The sequence below is a fragment of the Streptomyces sp. RK9 genome, from assembly GCF_045070545.1.
GTDB classification, from domain to species: domain Bacteria; phylum Actinomycetota; class Actinomycetes; order Streptomycetales; family Streptomycetaceae; genus Streptomyces; species Streptomyces alboflavus.
The window spans coordinates 3,936,520-3,952,082 of sequence record NZ_CP173703.1 but is presented as its reverse complement, the minus strand read 5'-3'; the positions used below and the strand labels follow the sequence as shown (position 1 = coordinate 3,952,082).

The following is a 15,563-nucleotide window of genomic DNA, read 5'->3' as shown; positions in this document are numbered from 1 at the left end:
ACAAGATCGGCCAAGGTCCGGTCGCCCGGCATGGGACGGGGGTACTCCAGATGGCGCGCACACCGGCACTGCTGGACGCGGGGGAGCGGCTCGGCCGCGCGGAGCTGGAGGCACTGCAACTGGACCGGCTCCAGGACACGCTGCTGCACGCCTACGAGAACGTGCCCTTCTACCGGGCGGCCTTCGACGCGGCGGGGCTCGGCCCCGACGACTGCCACTCGCTCGCCGACCTCGCCCGGTTCCCGTTCACCACGAAGGCGGACCTGCGCGCGAACTACCCCTTCGGAATGCTCGCGGTCGAGCAGTCCGAGCTGCGCCGGCTGCACGCGTCGAGCGGCACCACCGGGCGCCCCACCGTCGTCGGCTACACCGAGCAGGACCTCAGCATGTGGGCGGACGTCGTGGCCCGCTCCATCCGGGCCGCGGGCGGGCGGCCGGGGCAGAAGGTGCACGTCGCGTACGGGTACGGCCTCTTCACGGGCGGGCTCGGCGCGCACTACGGCGCGGAGCGGCTCGGCTGCACGGTGATCCCCGCGTCCGGCGGCATGACCGCGCGCCAGGTGCAGCTCATCCTGGACTTCCGCCCCGAGATCATCATGGTGACGCCGTCGTACATGCTCACGCTCCTCGAGGAGTTCGAGCGCCAGGGCGTCGACCCGCGCAGCACCTCGCTGCGGGTCGGCATCTTCGGCGCGGAGCCCTGGACGGAGGAGATGCGGCGCGAGATCGAGGAGCGGTTCGCGATCGACGCCGTCGACATATACGGGCTCTCGGAGGTGATCGGGCCCGGCGTCGCCCAGGAGTGCGTGGAGACCAAGGACGGCCTGCACATCTGGGAGGACCACTTCTACCCGGAGGTCGTCGACCCGATCACCGGCGAGGTGCTTCCGGACGGCGAGCACGGCGAGCTGGTCTTCACCTCGCTCACCAAGGAGGCGCTGCCCGTCATCCGGTACCGCACCCGGGACCTGACGCGGCTGCTGCCCGGCACGGCCCGGGTGTTCCGGCGCATGGAGAAGGTCACCGGGCGCAGCGACGACATGGTGATCCTGCGCGGTGTGAACCTCTTCCCGACGCAGATCGAGGAGATCGTCCTGCGCACCCCCGGGCTCGCACCGCACTTCCAGCTGCGGCTGACGAAGGAGGGCCGCATGGACGCCCTCACGGTGTGTGTGGAGGCCCGCGCGGACACCCCGCCCGGGCGGCGCGTCACGGCGGCGCGGGAGATCTCGTCGGCGGTCAAGGACGGCATCGGCGTCTCGGTGTCCGTCGAGGTCGTGGACCCCGAGACCATCGAGCGCTCGGTGGGGAAGTTCAAGCGGATCGTGGACCTGCGGGGGAAGTGAGGGGGGCTCCCGCCGGGGGCGCGTGTCGGGCGCGGTACTGGTCGATCGTCCGCACGGCGGCCCGGAACGCCTCGTCCTGCTGGTGCTCGGACAGGGCTCCGGGCAGGACGACGGGGCGGCCCTTGACCAGGTGCGCGCGGACCACGTACCAGCAGCGGCCGCCGCGGCCCGTACGTCGTTCCGCCTCGATGCGAGTGACCGTGCGCCACGGGATCAGGCGTCGGCTCACCGCCGTCCTGAGCCGCATCCCCTCGGGGGTGAGCGTGGTCGTGCCCGCCGCGCGGTTCAGCACGTAGAAAGCGGTCGGCAGCCAGATCCCGGCGAGCACGGTGGTGGCCGTGCGACCGCTGCTCGTCGAGTGCGCGTAGGCGCCGGGCAGCACGAACAGAGCGATGAGCCCCAGGGTGACGGTGACCACCGCGAGGCCGAGGTGCAGGGAGCGGCGGCGGGGCCGAGGGAGCGCTATTCGAACTGTTTCCACCGGTTCATGGTAATTCGGTGGTACGGGTCCTTCGGCCGTCCGGTCAGTCGTTGATCGCCTCGACGCCCCGGTAGCGCCGTCAGGCGGGTACGGCCCCGACGAGACCCCCGTCGACGATCAGGTCCTGGCCGTTGACGTAGGACGCGTCGGACGAGGCGAGGAACGCGACGGCCGCCGCGACCTCCTCGGGGCGGCCGAAGCGCCCGGCGACGATCCGGCCGGTCACCGCCGCCGCTTCCGTCGCGCTCAGCGAGGCCGCCGGGTACATGGGGGTGTCGATGTATCCGGGGCTGACGGAGTTGACGCGGATGCCGCGCGGGGCGAGGCCCGCGGCGAGGGTCCTGGCCAGGTTGTGCGCGGCGGCCTTGGTCGCCGAGTACAGGGTGAGGACGCTGTTGCCCCGGTGCAGGGTCCAGGACGCGTTGACGACGACCGAGCCGCCGTCCACGAGCAGCGGCAGCGCCTTCTGGACGGTGAAGAACACGCCCTTGAGATTGACGTCGACGGCGTGGTCGAAGTCCGCCTCGGTGATGTCCTCGAAGGGCAGGAAGGTGCCGGTGCCCGCGTTCGCGAAGAGGGTGTCGAGGCGGCCGTGCCGGTCCCGGACCGTGTCCATCAGCGCCTCCACAGCGCCGAGCTCGGCGGCGTCGGCCACGGCGCCCGAGGCGTTCGGGCCGAGGTCCGCGACGGCCGCGTCCACGCGGGCGCAGGTGCGGCCGGTGACGACGACGTGAGCGCCTTCGGCGACGAGGCGGCGCGCGGTCGCGAGCCCCATGCCGCTGGTGCCTCCGGTGATGAGGGCGGTCTTTCCGGTGAAGCGGTTCATGCCGGGGCTCCTGAGTGTTCTGGGGAGGTGGTTCATGTCGGGGCTCCGGTGTGTGCCGGGGAGGCCGTTTGTGCTGGGGCTCCGGTGTGTGCCGGGGAGGCCGTTCATGCCGGGGATTCCGGTGCGTGCCGGGGAGGTGGTTCATGCCGGGGATTCCGGTGCGTGCCGGGGAGGCCGTTCATGCCGGGGCTCCCGTGCGTGCCGGGGAGGCCGTTCATACCGGGGCTCCCGTGCGTGCCGGGGAGGCCGTTCATGCCGGGGCTCCCGTGCGTACCGGGGAGGCCGTTCGTGCCGGGGCTCCCGTGCGTTTCGGGGACGTCGTTCATGCCGGTGTCCCTGTCAGTGCTTGCGTGATCCAGTCCGCGACCTGGGGCAGCCAGTCGGGGCGCGCGTTGCCCAGGAGGTGATCGCCGTGCGGGACGGACAGGTGGGTGCCGTGCGGCGCGAGGCGGGCCAGCGGTTCCCCGTTCGTCACGCCGGGGATGACGTCCTGGCCGCCGTCCACGGTCAGGAGCGGGGCCGTGATGCGCGGCGCCAGCTCGGAGAGGTCCACCTGCCGGGCGAACGCGCGGGCGGCCTCGGCCGATCCGGCGCGCCGGGTCAGGATGTCCCGTACGGGGCCGGGCAGTTCGTCCCAGTCGAGGCGGAAGGGGCCGCTGACGGTCGCGGCGGCAACCACGCGCGACTCCCGTGCGGCGGTCTCGGCCGCGTAGTAGCCGCCCAGGCTGAGGCCGACGACGGCGACGCGCGGGGCGCCGAGAGCGTCGATGGCTCGGCCGACGACCCGGTGGTAGTCGGCGCGCACGGTCGTCGTGGCGGCGAGCGCGCCCTGTCCGGGGCCGTCCATCGCGAACACCGCGAGGCCGCGGGCCAGGAGCGCGGTGACGAGGTCGAGGAACTCCTCCTTGGCCGAGTCCAGGCCGGGGACGACGATGACGGTCCCCGCCGGGTCCGCGGGGCCGCGCAGCCAGCCGGTGAACTCCGCGCCGCGCACGCGCCGGGCACCGGGCTCCAGGAGGGCGAGCGCCCGGCCGAGCGCGTCGTCCGCCGCGGCCGCGGCCCGCTCGGCCCCGGCGAACGGAGCCAGCGTGGCGACGTGGAACCACCGCGCCGCCGTCAGCAGCCGCTCCCCCGCCGACAGCGGTGAGCCCTCGTCCGCCGCGCGCCGGAGGTGCTCGCGTCCGGCACGGTCGAAGGCCGGGCCCCAGTCGGCCACGGACTCCAGGGCTCCGGTGACGCGCTGATACTCGTGCGGGTCGAGGCCCGCGCCGGTGGCGCGGCTCCACTGGGCGGCGGCGAAGTCGGTGGCGGCGGCCTTCGTGGCGACGAGGTCGGGGGCGGCCTTCGTGGCGGCGGAGTCGGCGGTTGCCTCGGTGGAGGCGGAGCCAGGGGCTGCCGTTGCGGAGGCGAGATCAGCGGCGGGCTTGGTGACGGCGACCTCGGCGGCGACCTCGGCGGCGGAGCATGCGGCGGCGCTCATCGGGCGGCCCCCGTCGTGAGGACGGCCTTGCCGCGCACGCGGCGCTCCCGCAGGTCGACCAGGACGTCGGCGGTCCGGTCCCAGTCGGCGACCCGGCCGATCTCGGGGTGCAGCCGCCCCTGCTCCACGAGGCGCACCAGCGCGGTGAGGTCGGGGCCGTAGGGAGCGCCCGCGTAGTGGAAGTGCTGGATCGTGACGCCCGCCGGACCGCCGAGGAGGTCGAAGAAGTCGAGGGTGACCGGGGTGCGGCTCGCCTGGCCGAACCAGATGAGCAGGCCGCCCGGGCGCGCCTTGGACAGGGCGGTCGGCAACTGCGGGCCGCCCGTGGACTCCAGGACGACGTCGAACGGCCCCTGGGCCGCCGCCACGTCGTGCACCACCTCGGCCGCGCCCAGCTCGGCGAGCCGCCGTCCGCGCTCCGGGGTGGCCGTCACCACGGTGAGGTCCGCCCCGGCCGCGGCGGCCAGCTCGGTGACGTAGTGGCCGACACCGCCGGAGGCGCCGGTCAGGAGCACGCGGCGGCCGGCCAGGGAGCCCGCGGCGCGCAGCAGGCGCAGCGCGGTGATGCCCGCCAGGGGCAGGGCCGCCGCCCGGGTGCTGTCGATCGCGTCCGGGAGCACGGCGAGGGAGTGGGTGGGGACGGCGGCGTACTCGGCCCAGCCGCCCTGCGGCGGATGCCCGGCCACGCGGGTGCCGACGCCGGGGCCCGAGCCGTCCGCGGCGGCCTGGACGACGAGCCCCGCGATGTCCTTGCCGGGCAGCAGTCCGGGGCCCGGCCGTTCCAGGAGGAACGTCTCGCCCCGGTTGGGCGCGAACGCCTCGACCTTGATCAGTGCCTCATGGGCCTGCGGGGCGGGCTGGGGGACGTCGGTGAACTCCACCGGACGCGCCGCCTCCCCCGTGGGAATCAGTCTTCGCATGCCGACGATGCAATCCCGCCGACCGCGCGGTGATCCAACAACGGACCGGAAAGTCCGACAACCATCAGTTGTCACCTATGGTGGTGGGCGTGGATCTGGACATGGCGCAGGTGCGTGCCTTCGTGCACGCCGCCCAGGAGCTGCACTTCGGGCGGGCTGCCGGGAAGCTGGCGATCACGCAGCAGGCCCTGTCCAAACGGATCGGACGGCTGGAGTCGCTGCTCGGCGCGCGGCTCTTCGCACGCCTCGGCCACGGCGTGGCCCTCACCGAGGCGGGGCGCGGCTTCCTCGAACCGGCCCGGCGGGCCCTGGCCGCCGCCGACGACGCGGTGGCCGCGACGGCGCGGAAGGACAGCCCGCTGCGCGTCGACGTCTGGGGCCATCTCTACGCGCCGATGCGGACGCTGGCCCACGTCGCCGGACGGACCGAGGAGCTGGAGCTCGGCCACGGGCGCGATCTGCCGACGGTGCTCGGCGCGCTCCTGCACGGCGACATCGACGCGGCCTTCGGCCGGGTCCACCCGCCGCTGCCCGCCGAGCTGACACACCGCCTGGTCCGCCTCGAACCCGTCGACGCCGTCCTGAGCGCGGACCATCCGCTCGCGGCCGAGCCGGCGCTGCGGCCCGGGCAGCTGCGTGACAGCGTGCTGTGGGCACCCGGCGCCCTGGACCGGCTGGACTTCCTGCGCCGGTTCGCCGACCGCTTCGACGTCCGGGAGCGGGCCGTCGGCGTCAATCTGGGCCTCGCCCACTTCCTCACCGAGGTGGCCGCCCACCCGCGCTGCTTCTCCCTGCTGCCCGCCGACGTGCCCCTGCCGGACGTCCCCGGCCTGCGCTCCGTCCCGCTCGTCGACCCCACGCCGCTGTACGCGTGGTCCCTGCTGTGGCGCACCGGAAACACCCACCCCGGCCTCGACGAACTCGCCGCCGCGTGCGCCGGGGAGGCGGGGCGGAGCCGGTGGCTGGAGTACGACCCCGCCAGGGACTGGCTGCCCGAACAGCCCGTCCACGGTCCCGACGCGGGCACGGCGTGACCCGGGAGCCCGATCAGTGGCCTCCGTGCCGCCCCCCGACCGCCCTCACCACTCCTCGCCGCCGCCCGTCTCATCCGCGACGTACGCGGTCGTCAACGCCCCGTCCCGGGTGCGGACCTTGGGGTGCAGGGTCAGGGTGATCCGCTGCGTCCGCGCCGCGGAGCGCGTGGCGTCCGCCGTGCCCTCCACCACCCAGAACCGAATCTTTCCCTGTCCGCCCGCCGTGCGCTCGGCCGCGACGGTCGCCTCGATCTCGACCGGCCCGAGTTCGAACCGGAGCTGCTCGTCGGGACCGGCGGTCAGGGCTTCGTTCAGTTCCTCGCGCAGGGCGCGAATCATCTCGGCGAGTTCCACTGCCTGTCTCCCTGGCGCGCGCGACCGTCGTACTCTCGTCCATGTGGCCTGTGCCACAAGGCAGTTGATCGGGTGGAGCCTAGCCACTCGACGGCTCGGGTGGAACAGGTGGCGGACGTGTCCGGACTGCGCGCCGGTCAGGTGGCGGAGATCGTCGTGCCGCACGGCGCGGGCAACCGCCGCGGCTCCGGCTATCTGGTGCGGCCCGGCATCGTCCTGACCGCCGCGCACGTCGTCGCGGGGGCCGACCACGCGCGCGTGCGGTTCGACGCCGGCCGGCCGGGCGAGTACAGCGGGGACGCCGAAGTGCGGTGGCGGCACGCGGGAGTTGATGTCGCCGTCCTGGGCGTGCCGTCGCGGGACGGGCCGCGGACCGGCAGGGCGCACTTCGGCCGGGTCCCCGAGGAGGACCTGCTGCTGCGGTGCAGCGCGGCGGGCTTCCCGTACTTCAAGGTGCGGCAGGGCAGGGACGGTTCGCGCTACCGGGAGTACGAACACGTCCACGCCACCTGTTCGGTGTTCGCCAACCGCCGCGAGGGGACGCTGGACCTGCGTGTGGCCCGGAGCGACCACGCCACGGCCAAAGGCGGCTCGGTCTCGCCCTGGGAGGGCATGTCCGGGGCCGCGGTGTTCAGCGACGGGCGGATCGTCGGCATCGTCTCGCGCCATCACCTCGGCGACGGACCCGGCCGGCTCGGCGCCTCCCGGGTGGACCGCTGGGCCGAGACGCTGTCGGCCGACGAGCGGGGGCGGTTGGAGGAGCTTCTGGGCCGCCGTCTGACGCTCGACGCCCTGGAGGCCGTACGGGAACAGGCCCGTCCGCCGTCGTCGTACACGCCGGACGGGCAGCTCGACCACTATCTCGCGGCGGCCGAGCGCTACGCGGGCACGCACCCCTACGACGACGTGTCGTTCGGCCTCACCCCACCGCTCGCGGACGTGTATCTGCGCCGGTGTGTCAAGCGGCGCCTCGTCGAACACCCGCAAGGGGGCGAGGAGAGCGAGGGAGCGGGGCCGCAGGGAAGCCGGGAGCGGCTCTCCGCCCGGCTGTTCGAAGAGGTCTCCGCCGAGGAGGTGTTCACCGGCGAGGAACCCTGTGTCGTGGTCGCCGGAGCGGGAGGCGGCAAGACCAGTCTGCTGCGCCGCTGTCTCGCCCTCGGCATCGAGGCACGTCGGCGCGGCGAGGCCGACGACGTGAGCGTCCCCGTGCTCGTTCCGGCGGCGTCGCTGGCCGGTCGGCCGCTCGCGGAGGCTCTCGCGGCCGCCGCGACCGCGGAGCTGGCGCCCCACGGGCTCCTGGAGACGCTGTCCCCGGCCCTGTTCAGCAGGGGGCCCGGTCCCGGGGCGCGCTGGACGGTGCTGGTCGACGGGCTCGACGAGATCGCCGACGTCGGCGTACGACGGACTGTGCTGCGCGGTCTCGCCGCGCTCGGCGAAGGCGGTCCCGCGGGCCCGTTCCGGTTCGTCGTCGCCACCCGGCCGCTCGCCGACGAGGAGTTGGAGAGCTTCACGCTGCACTACGTCCTGAAGCCGTTCCAGGACCACGACGTGCGCGAACTCGCCCTGGTGTGGTTCCGCTACCTGGGCCTGCCCGACCCGCAGGGGGCCGCCGACCGCTTCCTGGCCGTCCTGGCGCGGGCCGACCTGGCCGAGATGGCGAGCAGCCCGCTCATGGCCACCATGCTGTGCCGCCTCTACGCCGCGGGCCCGGACGGGACGCTGCCGAGCAGCCGGGGCGCGGTCTACCGGAGCTACATCGACCTCCTCGACAGCGGCCGCAGCCCCGCCGGCCTCGTCCGCGTCAGGACCCAGACCCGCGCCGCCCTCCAAGGGCGCGGCGACCAGGCCCTGAAGGCCGTCGAACGCACCCTGGACCACCTGCCCGCCCTGATCGCCCAGGTGGCGGACGTCCTGCACGGCGACAACCGGCTTTCCGCGGTCGACGTCCTGGAGACGCTGCCCGCGGTGGAGCGGCCCTGTGCGGTTCCCCCGCGGGAGTGGCGCGCGTTCCTGGAGGCCGCGCTGCGGGGCAGCGGTCTGCTGACGGCCGGTGCCGGACGCCTCGAGTTCTGGCACCAGACGCTGCTGGAGTTCCTGGCCGCACAACACGCGCTGGCGGACGCCCACGCGCTGGGGCCCGCGCTCAAGCGGGTCTTCGAGTTCGACGTCCCCGAGGGGCAGTCGTGGCGCGTCGAGTACGGCATCCGCATCCCCAGCGAGTACCTCTCCTACATCGCCTTCCTCCTGGACGCGGCCTCGGAGAGCGGCGACCAGCGGGCCACGCGGCAGATCAGCGTGCGCCTGCGCCGCCTGGTCGACGGCGGCTACCCGCTGCGCGCCTGCAAGTTCATCGCCCAGCTCGCCCGGTTCGGCGCCGCACTGCCGCCGCAGGTCGTCGACGCCGTCGTGGACACCGCTGTTCGGCTGCTCACGGGTACCCCCACCAACTACGAGTACGAGGACCACGCGGAGATGGTGGACGTCGTGCTCGGCGTCGGACATCCCGACGCCATCGAGATCTGCGCCGACCTCGTCAAGGATCCCCGACTCGACGACCGCGCCGCCATGTGGGCGGCCCGGGCCCTGCCGCGCGCGGGCGGCGCACGGGGCGTCGAGCTGTGCGTGCGCCTCGCCTCGGACCCCGGCCTGCCCGGGGCCGTCCGCGTCCGAGGGGCACGCGCGTTGGCCGGGTGGAAGCCGCACGGCGCGGACCTGTGCGCCGCTCTCGGGCAGGACACCGGCCTGGACGACGAGACCAGGGTGCGGGCGCTGCGCGCCCTGGCGCGGCTCGGCGACCCGCGCGCCGCCGACCTGTGCGTGGACCTCTGCGCGCAGCGCGCGCTCAGCCCGAAGCACCGCACCTGGATGGCCATCCTCCTGGTCGCGCTCGACGACGCGCGCGGAGCGGACCAGTACGCCCTGCTCGCCGGGGACGCCCGGCTCGACCTGTCGCGTCGCCGACGCCTCATCACGACGCTGAGCCTGCTCCCGTTCCCCCGCGCGGCCGGCTTCTGCGCCGGGCTCGCCGGGGACAGCTCACGCAGCGGAGCGGTGCGGGTCGCCGCCGCCGAGGCCCTGTTGTCCCGATGCCCGGACGGCCGCGCCGTCGCCGTGGCCACGGCGCTCGCCACCGACACCCGGCTGCGGCACGGGCACCGCGTCGCGGCGGTCCGTGCCCTCGCGCTCCGGTCGCCCCGGCACGGCGCCCCGCTCTGCGCCGAGCTGGCCGTCGACGAGAGCCTCGACCCTCACGCCCGTGCCGCACTGTGGCAGCTGCTCGCGGAACTCCGGAGCGACGACGCCACGCCCTGAGGAGCCCGGAAGACTCACCACGGCCCGCCGGTCCCTGCGACCCGCCGGTCACTCCGCGCCGAGGCGGTCCCGCAGCTCCCTCTTGAGGATCTTCCCGCTGGCGTTGCGCGGCAGCGCGTCCACGAACACCACGCGCTTGGGCGCCTTGAAGTGCGCGAGGCGTTCGCGGGCGTGGGCGATCAGTTCGGCCTCGCTGACCTCGCCTCCGCGTACGACGACGGCGGTGACGGCCTCGATCCAGCGCTCGTCGGGCAGGCCGACGACGGCGGTCTCGGCGACGGCCGGGTGGGTGTAGAGCGCGTCCTCGACCTGGCGCGAGGCGACGAGGACACCGCCGGAGTTGATGACGTCCTTCACCCGGTCGACGACCGTGAAGTAGCCCTCCGCGTCCCGCACCGCGAGGTCGCCGGAGTGGAACCAGCCGTCCCGGAACGCCGCCGCGGTCTCCTCCGGCTTGTCCCAGTAGCCCTCGCACAACTGCGGCGAGCGGTAGACCACTTCGCCCCGGGAGCCGTCGGGCACCTCCTTGCCCGCATCGTCGACGACCCGCGCCTCGACGAAGAGGACGGGCCGCCCGCAGGAGTCCATGCGGCCCTCGTGCTCGTCCGGGCCGAGCACGGTGGCGAGCGGGCCGATCTCGCTCTGCCCGAAGCAGTTGTAGAAGGCGAGGCCGGGCAGGCGTGCGCGCAGCCGTTCCAGGACCGGCACCGGCATGATCGACGCGCCGTAGTACGCCTTGCGCAGGGCGCTCAGGTCGCGCGTCGCGAAGTCGGCGTGCTGCGAGAGGCCGATCCACACGGTGGGCGGCGCGAACAGGCTGTCGGCGCGGCCCGCCGCCACCAGGTCGAAGATCTGCACGGCGTCGGGCGCGTCGAGGATCGTGTTCTCGGCGCCGACCGCCAGGTACGGCAGCAGGAACACGTGCATCTGGGCCGAGTGGTACAGCGGCAGGGAGTGCACCGGCCGGTCGGACTCCGTGAGGTCCAGGGCGTGCACGGCGCTCATGTACTCGTGGACGAGGGCCCGGTGGGTGAGCATCGCGCCTTTGGGGGCGGCCGTTGTGCCTGAGGTGTACAGGAGTTGCGCGAGGTCCTCGGCGTCCGGTGCGGGGCCGTCGTAGGGGGCGGTGGTCGCGAGCCGCGCGAGGAGCGCGTCGTCGGCGTCCCTGAGCGGCAGGACGGCCACGCCTTCGGGGAGGCGGCCCGCGAGGTCGGGGTCCGCGAGGACGAGGGCGCTGCCGGACTGCCGGACGATGTACGCGAGGTCGTCGCCGGTGAGGTTCTGGTTGACCGGGACGTGGACGAGGCCCGCGCGGGCGCAGGCCAGGAAGCCGATGAGGTAGGCGTCCGAGTTGTGGGCGTAGGCGCCGACGCGGTCGCCCCGGTCCAGGCCGGCCGCGCGCAGGACGGCGGCGGCGCGGGAGACGGCGTCGTCGAGTTCGGAGTACGTCCAGGCGCGGTCGCCGTAGCGCAGGGCGGTGCGGGCCGGTGTCCGGCGCGCGCTGCGCCTCAGGACGCCGTCGACCGTGCTGCCGCGCGCCGCCGCGGTGGCCGTGCCGTCGCCCGCTGTCGCCCTGCCGCTCTCACCCGTCATGGCCGTGATCCTGCGGGCGGTCCGGTCCGGTGGTCAAGGGTCCCGCGCCGTGCGTCGACTTCACGTCAGGCGCCGTCGCCCCACGTCAGGCGCTCCGGACAAGATACATACCGCTTGGTACGCTCCAACGGCCACTGCTCTCACACCAGTTGGGAGACCCTATGCGCATCCGCACGAGACCCGTCGTGGCGTTGGGCGCCGCGCTCGTCACCGCCTCGGCCCTGCTCTCGCCCATGGCGTCCGCGCGCGACGACGACCGCTCCCCCGCCGCCGACCCGTCCGGCGGCGGCCTGTCCGCCACGATCCGCTACACCGAGTACGGCATCCCGCACATACGCGCCGACGGCTACGCCGGCCTCGGCTTCGGCACCGGCTGGGCCCAGGCCGCGGACCAGGTGTGCACGCTCGCCGAGGGGTACGTCACCGTGCGCGGTGAGCGGTCCCGGTACTTCGGCGCCGACGGCGACCCCGGCGGCGAGCTGTCGTCGGCCACCACGAACCTCGCGAGCGACCAGTACTTCCGGGGCGTACGCCGAGCGGGCACCGTGGAACGGCTGTACAAGCAGTCCGCGCCGCTCGGCATGAGCCGGGAGAGCAAGGAGCTGGCGCGCGGGTTCGCCGCGGGCTACAACGCCTGGCTGAAGCAGAACCGGATCACGGACCCGGCGTGCGCGAAGGCCGACTGGGTGCGCCCGACGACCACCCTCGACCAGGCGCGGCTCACCTACGCGGTGGCGGTGCTCGGCGGCGAGGGCCGTGGCGTCGACGGCATCGTCGGGGCCACGCCACCGGCCGCGGACACCACCCGCCGGGCCCCGGACGCACGGCGGGCCGCCGCCGCGGCGCGCGACCTCGTCTCCCCCGACGGCAACGCCGACATGGGCTCCAACGCCGTCGCCTTCCACGGCAGCACCACGGCCAACGGCCGCGGCCTGCTCATCGGCAACCCGCACTACCCCTGGCACGGCGCCCGGCGCTTCTGGCAGTCGCAGCAGACGATCCCCGGCGAGCTGAACGCGTCGGGCGGCTCCCTCATCGGCACCCCCGTGATCAACGTCGGCTTCAACGGCCAGGTGGCGTGGAGCCACACCGTCGCGACGGGCGTCCCCTTCAACGTGCACGAGCTGACCCTGGACCCCGCCGACCCGACCGCGTACCTCGTGGACGGCAAGCGCGAGCGGATGACGCGGCGGACCGTGACCGTGCCGGTGCGGGACAGCCCCCCGGTGACCCGCACCCAGTACTGGACCCGCTTCGGCCCCGTCGTGACCTCCCTCGGCGGCCAGCTTCCGCTGCCGTGGACGAAGACGACGGCGTACGCCCTCAACGACCCCAACTCCCGCAACCTGCGCGTCGGCGAGGCCAACCTCCGCTTCGGGCAGGCCCGTTCGACCCAGGGCGTCCTGCGCGCGCTGCGCTCCACCCAGGGCCTGCCGTGGGTCAACACCGTCGCCGCCGACCGGCACGGCAACTCCCTGTACACGCAGTCGCAGGTCCTGCCCCGGCTCACCGACGACCTCGTCGGGCGCTGCTCCACCGCCCTCGGCAAGGCCACCTACCCGGCGGCGGGCGTCGCCGTCCTCGACGGGTCCCGCGCCCAGTGCGCGCTCGGCACCGACAAGGACGCCATCCAGCCGGGCATCTTCGGCCCGTCGCGGATGCCGACGCTGGTGAACGCCCCGTACGCCGAGAACTCCAACGACAGCCCCTGGCTGAGCAACGCCGACCGGCCGCTGACCGGGTACGAGCGGGTCTTCGGCACCATCGGCACGCAGCGCTCCATGCGCACCCGCGGCGCGATCGAGGACGTCGCGGCCATGGCCGAGCGCGGCGGTCTGACCGTCAAGGACCTCCAGCGCCAGCAGTTCTCGAACCGCGCGCCGACCGGTGACCTCGCCGCCGCCGACGTGGCGCGCGCCTGCGCCGCGCTGCCGCCCGGGGCCGCGCGGACCACCGACGGCAAGGCCGTCGACGTGACGGAGGCCTGCCGCGTGATCAAGTCCTGGGACCGCACGATGGACACGTCGAGCAGGGGCGCGCTGCTCTTCGACCGGTTCTGGCGCGCCCTGACGGCGAAGGTGCCGGGCGCCCAGCTGTGGAAGGTGCCGTTCTCCGCAGCCGATCCGGTGCGCACCCCGAACACTCTCGACACCGGCGTGCCGGGCTTCGCGACGGCGCTCGCCGACACGGTGGCGGAGCTGACGGCGGCGAGGATTCCGCTCGACGCGCGGCTCGGGGAGCACCAGTTCGTCGTACGGAACGGGAAGCGGCTGCCGATCCACGGCGGCACGGAGTCCCTCGGCGTCTGGAACAAGATCGAGCCGCGGTGGAACGCGGCGGGCGGCGGGTACACGGAGGTGGCGCACGGATCCAGCCACATCCAGGCCGTCGGCTGGGACGACTCGTCCTGCCCCAAGGCCCGCACGCTGCTGTCGTACTCGCAGTCGTCGAACCCCAACTCGCCGCACTACAGGGACCAGACGCAGCTCTACTCCGAGGAGCGCTGGGTGACGTCACGCTTCTGCGAGAAGGACATCCGCAGCGCGCCCGGCCTGAAGGTGGTGAAGGTCCGCCGGCGCTGACGCCCGTCGGGGCGGGAGCGCGGCGGTCTCACACCGTCCGCTCCCGCCCCTCCCAGTACGGCTCCCGCAGTCGGCGCTTGTACAGCTTGCCGTTGGGGTCCCGGGGCATGGACGCGACGAAGTCGACGCTCTTGGGCCGCTTGTAGCCCGCGAGTTGACGCTCGCAGTGGCGCAGGATGTCGGCGGCGAGCGCCTCGTCCGCCGGGTGCCCCTCGGCGGCCTCGACGACGGCCTTGACCTCCTCGCCCCAGTCGTCGTGCGGGATGCCGAACGCGGCGGCGTCGGCGACGGCGGGGTGGGTGAGCAGCGCGGACTCGATCTCCGCCGGGTAGATGTTGACGCCGCCCGAGATGATCATGTCGATCTTGCGGTCGCGCAGGAAGAGATAGCCGTCCTCGTCCAGATAGCCGAGGTCGCCCACGGTGAAGAAGTCGCCGATGCGGTTCTTGCGCGTCTTCGACTCGTCCTTGTGGTACGAGAAGCCGCCGGTGCTCATCTTCATGTAGACGGTGCCGAGATCGCCGGGCGGCAGCCTGTTCCCGTCGTCGTCGAAGACCGCCAACTCGCTGATGGGCCAGGCCTTTCCGACGGTCCCGGGCTTCTTCAGCCAGTCCGCCGCGGTGGCGAAGGCTCCGCCTCCCTCGCTGGCCGCGTAGTACTCCTCCACACACCCGCCCCACCACTCGATCATCGCCCGCTTCACATGGTCGGGGCAGGGCGCCGCCCCGTGGATCGCGTGCCGCATCGACGACACGTCGTACGCCGCCCGGATCCCCTCGGGCAGGGCGAGCAGGCGGTGGAACTGGGTGGGGACCATGTGGGTGTGCGTGCACGCGTGCTCGTCGATGAGGCGCAGCATCTCCTCGGGCGCCCACTTGTCCATGAGGACGAGGGGATGGCCGATGTGCAGGGCGGCGCCCGCGAACTGGAGCACGGCCGTGTGGTAGAGCGGCGAGCACACCAGGTGGACGTTGTCGTCGAAGGGCTTGATGCCGAAGATGCCGAGGAAGCCGCCCAGATAGGACTCCTCGGGCGGCTTGCCCGGGAGCGGGCGGCGGATGCCGCGGGGTCGTCCGGTGGTGCCGGACGTGTAGTTCATGACCCAGCCGAGGGTGCGGTCGTCCGGCACCGACTCCGGCTGTCCGTCGACGAGTCGGTCGTACGGGCGGAATCCCGGTACGTCGCCGACGGCGTAGCGGTGCGTCGCGGGGAGCTTCGCCTCGTCGGCCGCCGCGGTCGCGGCGTCGGCGAACCGCTCGTGCGCGATCAGGACCTTCGCGCCCGAGTCGGCGACGATCCACGCGATCTCCGGGCCCACCAGGTGGTGGTTGACGGGGACGAGATAGAACCCGGCCTGGCTGGCGGCGAGGTACGCGGTCAGGAACTCCACGCCGTTGGGCAGCACGACGGCGAACGCGTCGCCGCGCTCCAGGCCCGCCGCGCGCAAGCCGTGCACGAGCCGGTTGACGTCGGCGTGCAGCCGGCCCGCCGTCCACCCCTCGCCGCCGGGGTCGACGAGGACGGTACGGCCGGGGTCGGCGCCGGCCTGGGCCCAGAATCCGTTGGGCGGGGTGCTCATCGGTCCTCCTCGGGGATGGGGGCGGGTGGCGTGGCGCGAGGTGCGGGGTGCCGGGG

General features: G+C 73.9%; 11 protein-coding genes. 4 read left to right on the top strand and 7 right to left on the bottom strand.

Annotated features, from left to right (window positions below):
• Window positions 1-50: 50 nt before the first annotated feature.
• Window positions 51-1,346 (top strand): phenylacetate--CoA ligase PaaK, encoded by a 1,296-nt coding sequence (gene paaK / locus AB6L24_RS16355; protein WP_405656007.1) that lies wholly within the window; start codon window positions 51-53, stop codon window positions 1,344-1,346.
• On the opposite strand, the gene AB6L24_RS16350 is transcribed toward paaK, so the two are convergent.
• The 4 genes from AB6L24_RS16350 to AB6L24_RS16335 form a co-directional block, all read right to left on the bottom strand.
• Entirely contained in the window at window positions 1,315-1,827 is a 513-nt protein-coding gene (locus tag AB6L24_RS16350) for a PH domain-containing protein (RefSeq protein ID WP_405656006.1), read from the bottom strand. The genes paaK and AB6L24_RS16350 overlap by 32 nt on opposite strands.
• Window positions 1,828-1,906: 79 nt before the next feature.
• A complete protein-coding gene (locus AB6L24_RS16345) occupies window positions 1,907-2,653 on the bottom strand; it encodes an SDR family oxidoreductase (RefSeq protein ID WP_405656004.1) in 747 nt (248 codons plus the stop codon).
• Window positions 2,654-2,975: 322 nt separating this feature from the next.
• Window positions 2,976-4,133: an alpha/beta hydrolase family protein gene (locus AB6L24_RS16340; RefSeq protein ID WP_405656003.1), complete on the bottom strand. Its 1,158-nt coding sequence runs from the start codon at window positions 4,131-4,133 to the stop codon at window positions 2,976-2,978.
• Window positions 4,130-5,053: a zinc-binding dehydrogenase gene (locus AB6L24_RS16335; RefSeq protein ID WP_405656002.1), complete on the bottom strand. Its 924-nt coding sequence runs from the start codon at window positions 5,051-5,053 to the stop codon at window positions 4,130-4,132. The genes AB6L24_RS16340 and AB6L24_RS16335 overlap by 4 nt, the downstream gene beginning before the upstream one ends.
• A gap of 89 nt (window positions 5,054-5,142) precedes the next feature.
• On the opposite strand from AB6L24_RS16335, the gene AB6L24_RS16330 reads away from it, so the two are divergent.
• On the top strand, window positions 5,143-6,087 hold the full coding sequence (locus AB6L24_RS16330; RefSeq protein ID WP_405656000.1) for a LysR family transcriptional regulator: 945 nt from the start codon (window positions 5,143-5,145) through the stop codon (window positions 6,085-6,087).
• Between the two features lie 45 nt (window positions 6,088-6,132).
• Here AB6L24_RS16330 and AB6L24_RS16325 read toward each other — a convergent pair whose 3' ends face one another.
• Window positions 6,133-6,441 carry a trypco2 family protein gene (locus AB6L24_RS16325; protein WP_405655998.1) on the bottom strand — a complete coding sequence of 103 codons (309 nt, stop codon included), beginning with the start codon at window positions 6,439-6,441 and terminating at the stop codon, window positions 6,133-6,135.
• A gap of 117 nt (window positions 6,442-6,558) precedes the next feature.
• Between AB6L24_RS16325 and AB6L24_RS16320 the strand changes: the two genes are divergently transcribed.
• Window positions 6,559-9,753, top strand: coding sequence for a trypsin-like peptidase domain-containing protein (locus AB6L24_RS16320; protein WP_405655997.1), 3,195 nt, complete (start codon window positions 6,559-6,561; stop codon window positions 9,751-9,753).
• Between the two features lie 48 nt (window positions 9,754-9,801).
• Here AB6L24_RS16320 and AB6L24_RS16315 read toward each other — a convergent pair whose 3' ends face one another.
• Window positions 9,802-11,346 carry an acyl-CoA synthetase gene (locus AB6L24_RS16315; RefSeq protein ID WP_405655996.1) on the bottom strand — a complete coding sequence of 515 codons (1,545 nt, stop codon included), beginning with the start codon at window positions 11,344-11,346 and terminating at the stop codon, window positions 9,802-9,804.
• Window positions 11,347-11,507: 161 nt separating this feature from the next.
• On the opposite strand from AB6L24_RS16315, the gene AB6L24_RS16310 reads away from it, so the two are divergent.
• Window positions 11,508-13,928, top strand: coding sequence for a penicillin acylase family protein (locus tag AB6L24_RS16310; protein ID WP_405655994.1), 2,421 nt, complete (start codon window positions 11,508-11,510; stop codon window positions 13,926-13,928).
• Between the two features lie 28 nt (window positions 13,929-13,956).
• On the opposite strand, the gene AB6L24_RS16305 is transcribed toward AB6L24_RS16310, so the two are convergent.
• Window positions 13,957-15,507: an acyl-CoA synthetase gene (locus tag AB6L24_RS16305; protein WP_405655992.1), complete on the bottom strand. Its 1,551-nt coding sequence runs from the start codon at window positions 15,505-15,507 to the stop codon at window positions 13,957-13,959.
• Window positions 15,508-15,563: the final 56 nt, after the last annotated feature.